The 15,401-nt window shown below is 67.3% G+C and carries 14 protein-coding genes and 1 riboswitch; of the genes, 6 read left to right on the top strand and 8 right to left on the bottom strand.

Features of this window, described 5'->3' with window-relative positions:
* Positions 1-45 precede the first annotated feature (45 nt).
* The 6 genes from ACP59X_RS05195 to ACP59X_RS05170 form a co-directional block, all read right to left on the bottom strand.
* Entirely contained in the window at positions 46-402 is a 357-nt protein-coding gene (locus ACP59X_RS05195; RefSeq protein ID WP_428565768.1) for a DsrE family protein, read from the bottom strand.
* 88 nt (positions 403-490) lie between these two features.
* Complete coding sequence (locus ACP59X_RS05190) at positions 491-1,066, bottom strand: flavodoxin family protein (RefSeq protein ID WP_428565766.1); 576 nt, start codon at positions 1,064-1,066, stop codon at positions 491-493.
* Between the two features lie 14 nt (positions 1,067-1,080).
* Complete coding sequence (locus tag ACP59X_RS05185; protein ID WP_428565764.1) at positions 1,081-1,635, bottom strand: flavin reductase family protein; 555 nt, start codon at positions 1,633-1,635, stop codon at positions 1,081-1,083.
* Positions 1,635-2,204, bottom strand: a complete 570-nt coding sequence (locus ACP59X_RS05180; RefSeq protein WP_428565762.1) for a flavin reductase family protein — start codon at positions 2,202-2,204, stop codon at positions 1,635-1,637. Before ACP59X_RS05180 ends, ACP59X_RS05185 begins: the two co-directional genes overlap by 1 nt.
* 1 nt (position 2,205) lies before the next feature.
* Positions 2,206-2,793 (bottom strand): flavin reductase family protein, encoded by a 588-nt coding sequence (locus ACP59X_RS05175; RefSeq protein WP_428565760.1) that lies wholly within the window; start codon positions 2,791-2,793, stop codon positions 2,206-2,208.
* Between the two features lie 10 nt (positions 2,794-2,803).
* Entirely contained in the window at positions 2,804-3,313 is a 510-nt protein-coding gene (locus ACP59X_RS05170) for a nitroreductase family protein (RefSeq protein WP_428565758.1), read from the bottom strand.
* Positions 3,314-3,430: 117 nt separating this feature from the next.
* Here ACP59X_RS05170 and ACP59X_RS05165 point away from each other — a divergent pair, with 117 nt between their 5' ends.
* The 3 genes from ACP59X_RS05165 to ACP59X_RS05155 all read left to right on the top strand — a co-directional run bounded on the left by ACP59X_RS05165 (position 3,431) and on the right by ACP59X_RS05155 (position 6,568).
* Positions 3,431-3,889, top strand: a complete 459-nt coding sequence (locus tag ACP59X_RS05165) for a winged helix-turn-helix transcriptional regulator (protein WP_428565756.1) — start codon at positions 3,431-3,433, stop codon at positions 3,887-3,889.
* A gap of 306 nt (positions 3,890-4,195) precedes the next feature.
* A riboswitch (FMN riboswitch) is annotated at positions 4,196-4,427 on the top strand.
* Positions 4,428-4,550: 123 nt separating this feature from the next.
* Positions 4,551-5,195 carry a 3,4-dihydroxy-2-butanone-4-phosphate synthase gene (gene ribB / locus ACP59X_RS05160; RefSeq protein WP_428565754.1) on the top strand — a complete coding sequence of 215 codons (645 nt, stop codon included), beginning with the start codon at positions 4,551-4,553 and terminating at the stop codon, positions 5,193-5,195.
* A gap of 80 nt (positions 5,196-5,275) precedes the next feature.
* Positions 5,276-6,568 carry a GGDEF domain-containing protein gene (locus ACP59X_RS05155; RefSeq protein WP_428565751.1) on the top strand — a complete coding sequence of 431 codons (1,293 nt, stop codon included), beginning with the start codon at positions 5,276-5,278 and terminating at the stop codon, positions 6,566-6,568.
* A gap of 568 nt (positions 6,569-7,136) precedes the next feature.
* On the opposite strand, the gene ACP59X_RS05150 is transcribed toward ACP59X_RS05155, so the two are convergent.
* Together ACP59X_RS05150 and ACP59X_RS05145 are read right to left on the bottom strand one after the other, a co-directional pair.
* The gene (locus ACP59X_RS05150) at positions 7,137-7,865 is read right to left on the bottom strand and encodes a YceI family protein (protein ID WP_428565748.1); all 729 of its coding nucleotides are present in this window, start codon (positions 7,863-7,865) and stop codon (positions 7,137-7,139) included.
* 17 nt (positions 7,866-7,882) lie between these two features.
* Entirely contained in the window at positions 7,883-8,518 is a 636-nt protein-coding gene (locus ACP59X_RS05145; protein ID WP_428565746.1) for a nitroreductase family protein, read from the bottom strand.
* A 162-nt stretch (positions 8,519-8,680) separates the two neighbouring features.
* Here ACP59X_RS05145 and ACP59X_RS05140 point away from each other — a divergent pair, with 162 nt between their 5' ends.
* From ACP59X_RS05140 to ACP59X_RS05130, 3 genes are all read left to right on the top strand, one after another.
* On the top strand, positions 8,681-10,603 hold the full coding sequence (locus ACP59X_RS05140; protein ID WP_428565744.1) for an aconitate hydratase: 1,923 nt from the start codon (positions 8,681-8,683) through the stop codon (positions 10,601-10,603).
* Positions 10,604-10,635: 32 nt separating this feature from the next.
* A complete protein-coding gene (locus ACP59X_RS05135; protein ID WP_428565741.1) occupies positions 10,636-12,585 on the top strand; it encodes a SurA N-terminal domain-containing protein in 1,950 nt (649 codons plus the stop codon).
* A 711-nt stretch (positions 12,586-13,296) separates the two neighbouring features.
* A complete protein-coding gene (locus ACP59X_RS05130) occupies positions 13,297-15,348 on the top strand; it encodes a PDC sensor domain-containing protein (protein ID WP_428565738.1) in 2,052 nt (683 codons plus the stop codon).
* Positions 15,349-15,401 lie beyond the last annotated feature (53 nt).

The raw sequence follows: 15,401 nt of genomic DNA, 5'->3' as shown, positions 1-15,401 counted from the left end.
CCCGTGTCATCTTGCGTGGCGCAAGCCGCGAGGGGCGGCTTGGCCCTATACGCTTAACACCTTCCAGCCGTCTTTCAAATAGCGGGTCATGGCTTCGCCCGTATAGAGCACCGTGATGCCGAGGCCGGCCAAGGCTTCGGCCACGCCGTACCGCTCGGCGCAGGCCCGGCAGGCGAAGACCTCGACGCCGGCGGCCTGGCAGTCGGCCACCTCTTCCTGAAGCGCCGGGTCCCCGGCCAGGACATCGGCCGACGGACCCCACACGAGCAGGTGCACCCGCTCCCACCAGCCCTTGAGCCGTGAATTTTGGGCATACATCAGCGCCATGTTGCGGGCGGCCTCGGGGTCGCGGCTCACCCACAATACCACGAGGCCGGGGGCCGCATCCGTTTCCGTGACCATGGGGATTGCCTCCTCGTTGCAGGCGGCCGCCGACCGGGGGAAGGGCCGGCGGCCGGAAAGCGGCGGGCGAGCCGGCCCGCCGCGGGGGTCAGCCGTGGAGCTTTTGCAGCACCCAGGCCATGTTCTTGCCGAGGTTCTCCATGGTCTGCATGCCTTCGTCGTCTTTTTCCACATCACCGGGTTCCAGGCCCCGGCCGAGGTTCCAGTAGCTCGAACCCGGCACCACCACCTGGTTGATGAAATAGAAATGGTTGATGGCGTCGAAGACGGCGATGGCCCCGCCGCGCCGCACGGCCACCACGGCCGCGCCGACCTTGCGGGCGAGCAGGTAACCGTTGGCCAGGGCGACCATGCCGGCCCGGTCGATGATGGACTTGATGTTGGTGCTGACGTTGGCGAAGTAGGTGGGGGAACCGAGGAGGATGCCGTCGGCGGCCACCATCTTGTCCAGGACCTCGTTTAACATGTCGTTTTTGACCACGCAGTGGCCGTCTTTTTTCTCCCAGCACTTCATACAGGCCAGGCAGCCGTGGATGGATTTCCCGTGCAGCTGGAGCATCTCGGTTTCGATGCCGGCGGCCTCGATGGGGGCCAGGGCCGCCCGCAACATGGCGGCGGTGTTGCCGTCCTTGCGGGCACTGCCGTTTATGGCCAGGACTTTCATACGGATTCTCCCTTCTAGCGTTTCTTGCCCACGCTCCAGGCGTCGGCCAGCTGCCCGCCCATGGCCCAGTAGCGGTTGTCGGGCATGGTGAGCAGAAGCGGTTTGTATTTTTCCACGTCCGGCTTGCCGTTGGTGAGCACTTCACCATCGGCCCAGGCGGCCTTGATTTCGCCGATGAAGAAGGCGTGCTGCGGCAGTTCCACGGTCTGGGCCAGCGTCAGCTCCAGGCACAGCGGGCACTCCCGGATCATGGGCGCGCCGGGCGTGTCGCCGTAAAACAGGTCGAACAGCGCGCCCTTGTCCACGTTGCGCCCGGAAACCAGGCCGCAGTAATCCGTCAGTTCCACCAGGCCCTGGCCGGGCAGGCACAGGGAAAAGGCGCCCGTCTCCCGGATGCCCTGGCCCGTCCACTGGCGGCGGTTGATGGACACGCCGAGCAGGGGCGGCTTGTGCCCCACCCGCGTCAGCCAGGCGGCCGCCATGAAATTGGCCCGTCCCGCCACCATGGTCCCGACCAGGGCCACGGGCATGGGCGGGAAGGCTTCCGGATCGAGGCGGACCTTGTCCATTATTTGAGCTCCTTGCCGATGGAAAACCCCAGGCCCAGGTCCGGGCCGATGCCGTAGTAGTGCCGGTCCTCGGGGGCGTAGAGGATGGGGCTTATGGCCACGGGGTCGGGCTTGCCGTCCTTCAGGCAGGCTTCGTCGACCTTCACGTCCAGGACTTCGCCCACGAACATGGTGTGCATGCCGAGGTCCTGGATGTGGACGACCTTGCATTCGAGCACCAGCGGGCACTGCGCCACATACGGCGCGTCCACGAGTTCGCTTTTGACGGCCGTGAGGCCACAGGCGGCGAACTTGTCGTGGTCGCGGCCCGAGGTGATGCCGCAGTAGTCCACCTTGGCCACATCCCTGGCCGCGGCGATGTTCACGGTGTAGGCCTTGCGCTCCATGATGGCGGCGTAGGAATGCCGGGGCTTTTGCAGGGAAACGGTCACGCATACCGGCTTGGAACAGCAGATGCCGCCCCAGGCCGCGGTCATGAGGTTGGGCTTGCCGTCGGCGCCGTAGGTGCCGATAAGCCAGGCCGGGGTGGGCAGGGCCAAGGTCTTGGGGCCGAGGGATACTTTCGCCATGTCACTTCACTCCTTTGGCGGCCAGATAGGCCGGATGGTCGCGCCCGGCCCGCCAGCAGGGGGCCACGGGTTCGCCGAGCGAGAAATACCAGCCGCTGGAATAATCGAACAGCAGCGGCCGGGCCTTTTCCAGATCGACCTTGCCGTCGTGCAGGCAGCCCTCGGCCACATGGCTGGCCACGAGCTCCCCCACGAAGACCTCGTGGGCCGGCAGGTCCATGACGTCGTGCAGCCGCAGTTCCATGTTGACCGGGCACTCCCGGATCAGGGGCGCGTTGCCCAGGCGTCCGTAAAAGACGTCGAAGACGCCCGACTTGTCCACGCTCCTGCCGGAGACGATGCCCACGTAGTCGGCGGCCACGGCCATGGAAACGCCCGGCAGGCCGATGGAAAAACTCCCCGATTGCCGGATGCCCTTGGCCGTGTGCCGGAACTTCTTGAGACTCACGGTCAGGTATTGGGGCGGGGCGTTGTTGAGGATGCCCACGTGGGCGATGGCCAGGAAGTTGGGCCGGCCGTCGACCAGGGCGCCGACGATGGTCGTGGGCATGGGGTACAGGGCGCACACGGCGCCGATGTCGCGGTGCATGGCCGGCTCGCTACCAGGCATTGCGGTGGATGCGTTCGGGCTTGAAGCGGTCCAGGCGCTTGAAGTCCTGGGCCGGGTGGCCAAGGACCACCAGGGCATGGGCCGAAACACCGTCCGGCAGGGCCAGCAGCCGGGCCATGGCCGCCATGCGGTCGGCCTGGGGGTAGAGCCCGCACCAGACCGAGCCAAGGCCCAGGCCCCGGGCGGCCAGCATCAGGTTTTGTACCGCAGCCGCGCAGTCCAGCACCCAGTTGCCCGGGTATTTCTCCAGGGCGTGCTCGGCCGCGACCACGATAGCCGCCTGGGCGCTCTTGCACATGGCCGCGTAGGGATGCACGCCCGGGATGGCATCGAGGGTCGCCCGGTCGGTTATGACCACGAAATGCCAGGGCTGCTCGTTGCCGGCGCTCGGCGCGGCCATGGCCGCCCGCAGCACGGCGTCGAGGTCGGCCTCGGTCACGGGCTCGGCCGTGAAGGCGCGGATGCTGCGCCGGGTGTGGATGGCTTCCAGAAGATCCATGGGGCCTCCTTTACGGTTTCCGCTTTACGCTTTGGGGAAATTCTGCCAGTATGGCCAAAAACGCAAGAAGGCACAAAAAAGTTCTGTAGTACCTTTTTGGATACCAGGAGGCTTCCCATGGGCGTACCAGGGATACCGTGCGGCCGCAGACGGTGTCGCGGCAAGGAATATTCGTGCAGCATGGAACTGTCGCTGGCGGTGATCGGCGGCAAGTGGAAACCGCTGATCCTGTGGCATCTGCGCGACGTGGGCACGCTGCGCTTTTCGGCCCTGCGCCGGACCATGCCGAGCATCACCCAGAAGATGCTGACCCAGCAGTTGCGGGAGCTGGAATCCGACGGGCTGATCACGCGCACGGTTTTCGCCGAGGTGCCGCCGCGCGTGGAGTACGGGCTGACCGAACCCGGGCGCGACATCATCCCCATTTTGGAGGCGCTTTGCCGCTTCGGCCGACAGTTCGAGGAGCGTTTTGGCGTCGAGGCCGCCCCGGCGCCGGGCCACAAACCGGCCCAGGAGCCCGATACCCCCGAAAGCGAGGACGAACTGGAAACCCCCGGCCGGGTGGCCGCGCGCTGAGGCGTGGCTCCGTAGGGGGCGCGCCGCCGTGAGGTGTCGCCCCTAAGGGGTGCATGGTTTCTATCCAGTTTCCCCCTTAAATCGTATAGTTTTCGTCCGTAACGGGCCGCGTTGCGGCCACGGCCGCGCCGAAGCCGCCCCACCGGGGCCGGGCGGGGTCCCGCGTCGGGCAGGAATCAAACCATATTATTTTAGTCTGCTATTGTCTCTCCGGTCCGCCGGTCCCTCCCCGGCGGCCCTTTTTTCATGCCGCCCGCCGCCCCGGCCCAGGCTTGCCAAGCCGGGCCGCCGGGACTATGAAGCTCCCGTTGTCCTCAGGGCGGGGTGGAAGTCCCCACCGGCGGTATCCCGGGAAACCGGGGAGCCCGCGAGCGCTTTCCGGCGAGGCGACAGGGCGCGCGACACACCGTGCCCCACGGGGGAGACCCCGGCGTCGCCACGCTGCCGGCCGCATGCCCGGCCCCACGCGTCGGAAAGGTCAGCAGACCTGGTGCAAGGCCAGGGCCGACGGTCACAGTCCGGATGCAAGAGGAGCAGACGGCGTTTCCCGCCGCCGGGTCGTTCCGGCGCGTGGCCGACGCGGCGCTTGTGCGCCGTGTCCGGTCGTCTCATTTTCCGCCCTGATTCTGGCCATCGCCACCACCTCTTCTCGGAGCGCGCCATGAATCAGTCCTATTCCGGTATCGCCAGCCAACATCAAAGCGTCATCGCCGCCATCGCATCCCTGCGCCAGGGCGGCGGCATCGTCGTCACCGACGACGCCGACCGCGAAAACGAGGGCGACCTCATCTTCGCGGCCGAAACCCTGACCGTGCCGCAAATGGCCATGCTCATTCGCGAATGCAGCGGCATCGTCTGCCTGTGCCTGACCGAGGAAAAGGCCCGGCAGCTGGATTTGCCGCCCATGGTCGCCAAAAACACCTGCAAGAACGGCACGGCCTTCACCGTCACCATCGAGGCGGCCGAGGGCGTGACCACCGGCGTTTCCGCCTCCGACCGGGTCAAAACGGTCAAGACCGCCACCGCCCCCCAGGCCCGGCCCTGCGACCTGGCCCGGCCCGGCCATGTCTTTCCGCTCATCGCCAAGCCCGGCGGCGTGCTCGCCCGGCGCGGCCACACCGAGGCCACCGTGGATTTCGCCCGCCTGGCCGGCTTTGCCCCCTACGGCGTGCTGTGCGAACTGACCAACCCCGACGGCACCATGGCCAAGGGAGGGCAAATCGAGGCCTTCGCCGCGCAACACGGCTTTCCCCTGGTCACGGTGGAGGCCCTGGCCGCCTACCGGCTGGCCATCGGCGACAAGTAGCGCCACGATCGGGCCGGCCGCGGGGCATGACGCGGCCGGCCCGCTTGCCACCTTCCGTCGGCTGGCTTACATGTCGCAACATGGCCTCCCCCAAAGCCGGCCCGGTCCGCCGCTGCCCCTACAAAAGTAGCCTCACCCTGCGCTACGTGATCGCCCTGTGCTTAGCCGGGGTCCTGTCCGTGGCCACCTATGGCCTGTTCCGCCAGGTCATGGCCGCCATCGACCATGCGGCGGAAGTGACGGCCATAAGCGGCTCCCAGCGCCTGCTCACCCAGCGGGTGCTGGCCCAGTGCCTGCTTTTGGCCGCCGCCGACGACGAGGAAGCCCGCCGCGACATCCGCGCCCGCCTCGCAAGCGCCGTGGGCACCCTGGAGGCCAACCACAACCGCCTCCTGGCCGACATCGCCGACCCCGACTCCCTCCTCGCCCGTTCCCGGGAATTGGAAGCCATTTATTTCCAGCCGCCATTCCATCTCGACGAACGCATGCGGTTTTTCATCAAGAGCACCCGGGAGTTCTTCGACGCGGACTCCGGCCGGCCGGCCCTGTCCGATCCGCGCTTCCTCAAGGTCCTGGCCTACGGCGAAAACGAACTGCTGCGCGACCTCAATGCCGTGGTCCAGGCCTACCAGCGCCAGGCCCTGGCACGCTTGACCACGCTACGCCGGGTGGAAATCGGTTCCACGGCCGCCATGCTCCTCCTGCTCGTCTCGGTGGGGCTTTTCATCCTGCGGCCCATGGTGACCCGCATCTGCGCCGACCGCGGCCGCCTGGAATCCGCCAACCGGGCGCTGACGGAACTGGCCGTCACCGACCAGCTGACCGGAGCCAACAACCGCCTCAAATTCAACGAGGTCCTCGGCCACGAACTGAAACGGTCCGACCGCTACGCCGCCCCCCTGTCCGTCATCATGTTCGACATCGACCACTTCAAACGCGTCAACGACGATCACGGCCACGCCGCCGGCGACGCCATGCTGCGCGAACTGGCCGCCCGCGTGCGCCACTCCATCCGCCAGGTGGACTGGCTGTTTCGCTACGGCGGCGAGGAATTCGTCGTGGCCGCGCCCCACACCGGCCTGGCCCAGGCCGCCGCCCTGGCCGAGAAACTGCGAGCCCTCGTCGCCGCCACGCCCTTCCCCGGCGATATCAATGGAAGCATCAGCCTCGGCGTGGCCCAGGCCATCCCCGGCGAAACCGTGGAAGCCCTCATGGGACGCGTGGACGCGGCCATGTACCGGGCCAAGGAAGGCGGCCGCAACCGCGTCGTCGTGGATGAGGCCGCGGGAGTGGCGGGAGCGGCCGGGATCGGGGACGAAGGGGTGGAAAGGGACGAAGGGGATGAAGATGCCTCCGGCGGCCGGGGGGCATGATGCCCCCCGGACCCCCTCTATGGGGAGGCGGCAGGCGGGTGGAGGTTTGGTCGGCGGGCGGTTGTCCGTCGGCGAGGCCGCAATGGCCCCTTTCGATGCCGTCGCTGCGCTCCTGGCTCGAAAGGGGCCATTGCGGCCTCGCAAGCCATCGGCCCTTCGGGCCGAAGGGGGTGGAATTGTTGCTTTGAAAGCCTCTTGAGAGGCTGTTCCGTTTGTTCCGCGGCCGTCCGTCCGTGCCGGTTTTTTCTTCACATGCGGCGCTACGCCGCTGGCAACATCGTATTGATCTTTTTCTTCAAATGCGGCGCTTCGCCGCTGGCGCCCGTGGTCGCGGAAAGGGGCCTGCCGTGCTGGCCGGCCTTGCGGCCAGTGTCGGCAGGCCCCTTTCCGCGACCACAACGGCCGAGGCCCCGCCGCCCGACGTTCCCGACCGTTGCCCCGCACGCGCCCATCGGGGAGGTCCAGGAGGGGATCATCCCCTCCTGGCGGGTCCAGGGCAGCGCCCTGGCAGGGTCCGGGACAGCGTCCCGGCCGCCGGAGGCCTCTTCCCGTCCTCGCCTCCCCGGGGCTATTGCCCCTGCACGCACCCTGGCCGCTTGGCCAGGGTTTCGCCGGCCAGGCGCATGTCCACCGTGTCGCCCACGGCGCCCATCTTGAAGTATTTGCCCGTGCCCACGTGGTATTCCAGCCGGTTGAGGGAATAGACGGCCTCGAAGCCCGAAACGTCCACGCAGGGCATCATGGGGTGGGGCTTGGTGCCCAGGGAGCGCACCGGGATGGTGACGGTTTTCGTCACGTCCTTGATGGTGAGCTTGCCCGTCACCTTATAGATGTTGCGGCGAAAGGGCGTGACGTGATCGCTTGTGAACTTCATTTCCGGATAGGCGGCCGTATCCAGGAATTCGGCCGTGTTGAGGTGCTTGTCGCGGGCGGCCACGCCGGTGTCGACGCTGGCGGTTTTGACGGTGAAAGTCACGCGTCCCTTGGCCGGGTGTTGCGGCGGGATGTCGATGGTACCGGCCACGGCGTCGAACCGGCCGGCCACCGGGGCGAGGATGTGGCGGATCCAGAAGACGGTGGAGGTATGGGCCGGGTCCAGGGTGGCGCCATCGACGACGGGGCTGGCCGGTTCGGCCGGCTTGGCGGACTCGGCCGCTTTGGGCGCATCGGCCGGTTTGGCCGGCTCGCCGGCCTGAGGCGGCGAACCGAGGAGCAGGGAATTGGGGGCTTGGGCCTTGACGGCGCCCGGAGCCGACAACAGGCCGACCAGAAGGATCGTTGCGGCGAGGGAACGCATGGTGTTGCTCCTTGGCCCTATTCGGGCAGGGTATAAAGGATATCGTCGGGGCCGAACCGCCATTTGGGCGGCGCGACCGTTGCGCCGGGTTTGAGGTGGCCCACGGCCATGAGCAGGGGAATCCAGAACCGCTCGGGGATGCCGAAGGCGGCGCGCACGCCGTCGTGGTCGAAGCCGTCCATGGGATGAGTGACGTAGCCGGCGGCGGCGGCGGCGTACATGACGGTCATGCCGAAAAAGGCGGTGTTTTTGACGGCAAAGGCCAGGGATTTTTCCGGTGTTGCGCCGTAGAGGCTATCGACCGCCCCGGCGAAGGTGTCGCGCTCTTCCGGTTTGTAGCGGCCCGACTGCATCAGGTAGGAGAACTGGCGCTCGAAGGAGGGTTCGTACATCTTCCAGGCTTGCCTGTCGGCCAGAAACAGCAGGATGACCGGGGCCTCGGTGACCTTGGGCTGGTTCCAGGCCAACTCGCGCAGCTTGGCCTTGCGGCCCGGGTCGCGCAGCACGGCCACCTTCCAGGGCTGGAGGTTGAAACTCGACGGGGCACGCACGGCGGTTTCGAGAATCGCCTCCAGGTCGGCCTGGGGCACGTCGCGGTCGGGGTCGAAGAAATTGACGGCCCGGCGGACCGCCATGACATCCTTGAAGTCCATGGAAAGCTCCTTTTGCTGATGCTCCCCGTTTGCGCCCGGCCGGGCGGGCTGTCAATACGCCTTGCCCAGGCCGCCGGCCCGGCCCCTTGACTTCGCCGGCCGGGGAAGGCATGCAGGCCGGACATTTTCCCCCTTTCCCGATACAGCAAAAGGACCCCCCTCATGCCCCTTAATTTGACGCAAAAGATCATCAAGGACCATCTTGTCGCCGGCGAAATGACGCCGGGGTCCGAAATCGCCCTGCGCATCGACCAGACGCTCACCCAGGACGCCACCGGCACCATGGCCTACCTCCAGTTCGAGGCCATCGACTTGCCGCGTGTGCGCACCGAACTGTCCGTGAGCTACGTGGACCACAACACCCTGCAAATGGGTTTCCGCAATCCCGACGACCACGCCTACCTGCGCACCGTGGCCGCCAAGTACGGCATCGTCTTCTCGCCCGCGGGCACCGGCATCTGCCACCAGCTGCACCTGGAGAATTTCGCCAAGCCCGGCAAGACCCTCGTCGGCTCCGACTCCCACACGCCCACGGCCGGCGGCGTCGGCGCCATGGCCATGGGCGCGGGCGGCCTGTCCGTGGCCTTGGCCATGGCCGGCGAGGCCTACGTCATCGCCATGCCCAAGGTGGTCAAGGTCAACCTGACCGGCCAGCTCACCGGCTGGGCCACGGCCAAGGACGTCATCCTCAAGCTTTTGGGCCTGCTGACCGTCAAGGGCGGCGTGGGCAAGGTCATCGAGTACGCCGGCCCGGGCGTGGCCACGCTGTCGGTGCCCGAGCGGGCGGTTATTACCAACATGGGCGCGGAACTGGGCGCCACCACCTCGATTTTCCCCAGCGACGCCGCCACCAAGGCCTTCCTGACCGCCATGGGCCGGCCGGAAGACTTCACGGAACTGTCCGCCGACCCGGACGCCAGCTACGACGAGGTGGTCGAAATCGACCTGTCGGCGCTTGTGCCCATGGCCGCCGCGCCGCACATGCCCGACCGGGCCGTGACCATCGCCGAGCTTGCCGGCCTGAAAGTCGACCAGTCCTGCATCGGCTCGTGCACCAACTCGTCGTTCGCCGACCTCATGGCCGTGGCCGACATCCTCGAGGGCAAGCGCGTCGACCCGACCACGGACCTGCTCATCGCCCCGGGCTCCAAGCAGGTGCTCAAGATGCTGGCCGCCCGCGGCCGCATCGACGCGCTGCTCGACGCCGGGGCGCGGCTGCTCGAATGCGCCTGCGGCCCGTGCATCGGCATGGGCGGCTCGCCGGTTTCCGGCGGCGTCAGCGCCAGGACGTTTAACCGCAACTTCGAGGGCCGCTCGGGCACCCAGGACGCCAAGGTCTACCTGGTCAGCCCCCAGACGGCGGCCAGGGCCGCGCTCGATGGCGCCTTCACCGACCCGGCCACCTGGGGCGAGGCCCCGGCCAAGGCCGAACTGCCGGCCGACGCCCCGAGCATCCGCGGCCTGTTCCTCTATCCGCCGGCCGACGGCGCGGACGTGGACATCAAGCGCGGCCCCAACATCGCCCCGCTGCCGCCGTTTACTCCGCTGCCGGCGGCCATCGAGGCGCAAGTGGCGCTCAAGGTCGGCGACGACATCACCACGGACCACATCCTGCCGGCCGGGGCGCAGATCACCGCCCTTCGCTCCAACATCCCGGCGATCAGCGAATACATCTTCAGCCGGGTGGACGCCGAGTTCGTGCCGCGCATCAAAAAGCTCGGCAAGGGCGTGATCCTCGGCGGCGAGAACTACGGCCAGGGGTCGAGCCGCGAGCACGCCGCCCTGGGCCCGCGCTACCTGGGCGTGGCCGCCGTGGTGGCCAAGTCGCTCGCCCGCATCCACCGGGCCAACCTGGTCAATTTCGGTATCCTGCCGCTGCTTTTGGCCGACCCGGCCGACTATGACCGCATCCCGGCCGGCGCGGCCATCCGCCTTACAACCGGGACCATCACCCCGGGCGGCACCACCACCATGGCCGTGGACGGCGTCGGCGACATCGCCGTCAAAAACGACCTGACCGCCCAGGAACTGGAGATCATCCAGGCCGGCGGCCTGCTCAACCGGGTCCGGGGCGCGCGGGCCTAAGGCGCGCCGCCGCCCCCCACCGAGGAGAAACCATGCTCGATCCCATGCGGAAATACGCCCAATCCTGGGGCATCAAGATCGTCTTCGGCCTGATCATCATCGTCTTCGTCTTCTGGGGCGTCGGCAGCTTCCACGGCGACAAGGCGACGATGGTGGCCACCATCAACGGCGAGCCGGTCCTGATCAAGGACTACGAGAAAGCCTACCAGGAAAGCCTGCGCCTGGTGAAAAGCCGCAACCCCGACGTCACGGACAAGGACCTGCAGGAAGGCGGCTTCCGCTGGCAGGTCTTCAACAACCTGGCCACCACCCGGCTGCTGGAGGCCCAGGCGCACACGCTCGGCATCTCCGTCTCCCCGGACGAGCTGCGGGCCGAGATCGCCAAGATTCCGGCCTTCCAGAACGAGTCCAAGCAGTTCGACGCCAAGCGCTACGAGAACCTGCTCAAATCCAACGGCGTGACCCCGGGCGAGTTCGAGGAAGACCTGCGCCAGCAGCTGCTGCTGGAAAAACTGGCCTCCTACATCAGCCTGCCGGCCACGGTCAGCGAGGGCGAGGCCCGGTCCATCTTCGAGTTCATGCGCGAACAGGCCGTCATCCGCTACATCCCCTTCAAGGCCGAGGACCTGGCCAAGGGGTACGCGCCCACGGCCGACCAGATCAAGGCCTACTACGAGGCCCGCAAGGACCAGTTCGCCACGCCCGCCCAGATCAAGATCGATTTCGTGGAGTTCACGCCCAAGGCCATGTCCAAGCCGGCCGAGGTGAGCGACGCGGATATCCAGGCCGCCTACGCGGCCAACCAGAAGAAGTACGCCAAGCCCGAACAGGTGCGGGTGCGCCACTTCCTCATCATGCTGCCGGCCGACGCGCCCAAGGAAGCCGTGGACGCGGCCGAGGCGAAACTCAAGGACCTGGCCGCCAAGCTCAAGGCCGGGGCCGATTTCGCCAGCCTGCTCCCGAAAAACCCCAACAACCCCGAGGGCCTCATCGGCGAGGACTGGGCCTGGTTGCCCAAGGGCAGCCTGCCCAAGGAATTCGGCGCCTTCGAGGACAAGGCCTTTGCCCTGAAAAAGGACGAAATCAGCGAGCCCGTGCGGACTTCGCTTGGCCTGCACCTGATCCAGGCCGGCGAGCACCAGCCGGCCGGCGAGAAGCCCCTGGCCGAGGTGACCGACGACATCCGCACCGAACTGGCCGAACAGAAGGCCGCCGACCGGCTGACCAAGGCCCTGGACGCGGTCCAGGAAAAGGTCGCCTCGGGCGAGGACCTGGCCAAGGCCGCCGCCGCCGAGAACCTGGAAGTCAAGGCCTCGGCCTTTTTCGACCAGCAGACCCCGCCGGCCGACCTGGCCCTGTCCGAACAGGCCCTGGCCGCGCTGTTCAAGATGCAAAAGGGCGAGGTCTCCGACACCCCCCTGTCCACCCAGGACGGCTTCGTCCTGGCCCGGGTGACCGACGTCAAGCCGTCCGGCTTCGCCCCCCTGGAAGACGTCACCGACGTCATCAAGGACCGCCTCGTCGCCGAGGAAGGCCAGAAGCGGGCCCGGGCCAAGGCCGAGGAAACGGCCAAGGCCATGGAGACGCCCGAAGGCCAGCAGAAGGTCCTGGCCGAGGCCAAGGACAAGGTCGCCACCTCCGAGCCGTTCACCCGCCAGGGCTTCATCCCGGGCCTGGGCATGGCCCCGGTGCTGGTCCAGACGGCCTTCGAGGCCAAGGCCCCGGGCTGGTTCAAGGCGGCCTACGCCGTGTCCGACGGCTACGTGCTGGCCGCCCTGGACAAGCTCGTGCCGCCCGACGCGGCCCTGTGGGACAAGGAAAAGGACCGCTGGCTCCAGACCCTGGCCCAGACCAAGCGCACGGAACTGTTCAACGCCTATTTGAAGACCGTGCAGGAGTCGGCCAAGATCGAGATCATAAACGACCAGATCCTCGGCCCCCGGCCCACGCCCGGCGGCGCCCCGGCCCAGGCCGGCAAGTAGCCCCCCTCCGTCCGTACGGGGCGCGGCCAAGGCCGCGCCCTTTTTTTTCCCCTTGCCCCTCCCCGGGGCCGGGCAGGCAAGGCCGCAGCCGCTCGCCCCGCACGGGAGCGTCCAAGCAACACCGGCCGCAGCGACAGCTCCCCGCCCGCAACGGATCAGCCCTCAACGAGCCCGACACGCGCCTGGCCACAGGCCTCCTGCGACAGGCCGCGACCTGGGCCTTCACGACAGCCCCACCGTGGCCGGCCGGCCGCCACGGCCTGACTCCGTGATCCCGGCCGCGAACACGATTTCGGCTATACCAGTGACGCACCAAGACGATATTGACAAATATGTCTTTTTATGCTTCAAGGTACATAAGCAGCATGCACCGGCGCCACAGCCTCGCCCACGACGCGGCACGCCGGCGGCCGGGTTCGATCGGGACCGACGAAGCCGGTGGGGCGGCGGATTTTTCTTTTGCAAGGGCACGAATGTGACGCAATCGCCCAAACAATGTCACCGAGGGTCTTCCCTGAAACGGTATCGTCCTGGGGAAGCGCTCGTTGCATTGACAAATATGCAAGGACCGAATGCGCCCCGGGTTGACCCCTGCCGCGCACCCCCGACCGGTCGCATCGCCTGCACCTGCCCGGACGTCCCGCCTGCCTGCCGCTTCGCGCCGACGTCCCGGCCTACCCCTTGCCGACGTGCCCATGGGAGGCGGAAGTCATGAACAAAGAGCTGATCAAAAAACACGAACAGGCCTTGTTGCGGGCCATGGCCGGCGTGGAGAGCTGCCAGGGGACCTTAAGCCGCCTGGACCGGCAATGGACGCGGGCGACCCTGACCGGCAAGATCAATTGCAGCCGCATCGCCCAGACGCTCATTGATTTCATCATCACCACCCAGGACAACTTCACGGTCCTGCAAAAAAACCTCGTCGACACCCTGGTCCTGGAAAACACCCAGAAGGTGGTCCTGGAGATCACCGCCGTGGCCCAGGTGGCCATCGACATCCTCAAGCGCAACCTCTTCGAGCGCACGGCCGACGTGGGCTTTCTGGCCACCGACGACGACCTCGTCCGGTTCCTCCTCGACGAGGCCGGCGACCGCGAGGCCACGGCCCGCATCGAGGAGCGGCTGCGCGAATACCGGGAAAAATACACCGTCTACAACGAGATCATCGTCCTCGACACCGACGGCCGGGTGCGGGCCCACCTCGATGCCCAAAACGACATCCGCCGCTCGGCCGACCCGCTGCTCGCCGAAACCCTGGCCGCGCCCTCCTACGTCGAAACCTACCGGGAAAGCGACCTCGTTCCCGGCCGGGGCGAGGCCCTGCTCTATTCCCAGGCCATCAAGGACCCGCAAACCGGCGCGCCGCTCGGCGTGCTGGTCCTGGTTTTCGATTTCGACGGCGAGATGGCGGGCGTTTTCGACAACCTCAAGCGCTCCTCCGAGGACATCGTCATCCTCATCCTCGACGAGGCCGGCCGGGCCATCGCCAGCAGCGACCCGGTCAAGGCCCCGCGCGGGCGCACCTATGCCCTCAACCAGCGCGACGACTTCGCCATGACCCAGTTGCGCGGCGAGGCCTACCTGACCAAGACCCTGGCCACCAAGGGCTACCAGGGCTTTTTCGGCCTGCCCTGGTACGGCCAGGTCCTCAAGCGCGTGGCCACGGCATTCAAAAACGGCACCAACGGCCATGGCCTGGACGAAACGGCCATCCGCAAGAAGGCCATCTTCTCCGGCCGGCTGATCACCGTGGAGGAGGCCTCGGAAAACGTGCTGTCCGACCTGGAACTGGTGGTGCAAAACGGCGAGATCATGGCGGCGAAAAAAACCGTCCAGGCCGACACCTCGGAGAAGGTCGAGGCGCAGGCCCTGCCCCACGTGCTCAACGAGGTCAAAAAGATCGGCGACCAGGTCCAGCAGGTCTTCCAGACTTCCACCGGCGGCCTGTTAAAACTCGTGACCTCCTCGCGCCTGCACGACGTCCAGTTCCTGGCCGCCCTGGCCATCGACATCATGGACCGCAACCTCTACGAGCGGGCCAACGACTGCCGCTGGTGGGCTTTGACCTCGGATTTCCGGCGCATGCTCGAAGCCTCGCCCGTCGCCGCCGAGGACCGGGCCCGCATGCGCGAGATTCTCGCCTACATCAACAGCCTCTACACCGTGTACACCAACCTCTTCGTCTACGACCGCGACGGCCGCATCCTGGCCTGCTCCAACCCCGACGAGCACCGCCAGGAAGGCCGCCGGCTGACCGCGCACTTCGTGGCCGAGACCCTGCGCCTGACCGATTCCCAACTCTACCGCGTCTCGGGCTTCGAGGCCTCCGACCTCTACGAGGACCGCGGCCAGGCCCGCCATACCTACATCTACAACGCCGCCATCACCTCCCTCGACCGGCCGGAGGCCGTCCTTGGCGGCATCGGCATCGTGTTCGACTCCGAACCCCAGTTCCTGTCCATGTTGACCGACGCCCTGCCCCGCGACGGCGCCGGCCACATCCTGGAGGGCTCGGAAGGCCTGTTCGTGGAGCCAAACGGCAAGGTCATCGCCTCCACCAACCCCGAGCACGCGCCCGGCGATATGGTGGACCTGGCCGGCATCTTCTGCCAACTGGCCTGCGGCCAGTCGACCTCCCACCTGGTGGCCGACGACGACAAGCTCTACGCCGTGGGCTGCGCCCACAGCACTGGGTACCGCGAGTACAAACGCGACGGCGGCTACGTCAACGACCTGCTGGCCGTCATCAAGGTCCGCATCTAGTACCGCGGCCTGGTTATCGTCGGCATGATGGGCGCAGGTCGGGCGAGGCGATG

Source organism: Solidesulfovibrio sp. DCME (assembly GCF_049995385.1).
In the GTDB taxonomy this organism is placed as follows: domain Bacteria; phylum Desulfobacterota; class Desulfovibrionia; order Desulfovibrionales; family Desulfovibrionaceae; genus Solidesulfovibrio.
The sequence above is the reverse complement of the archived record's forward strand: the minus strand, read 5'-3'. Positions and strand labels throughout refer to the sequence as shown.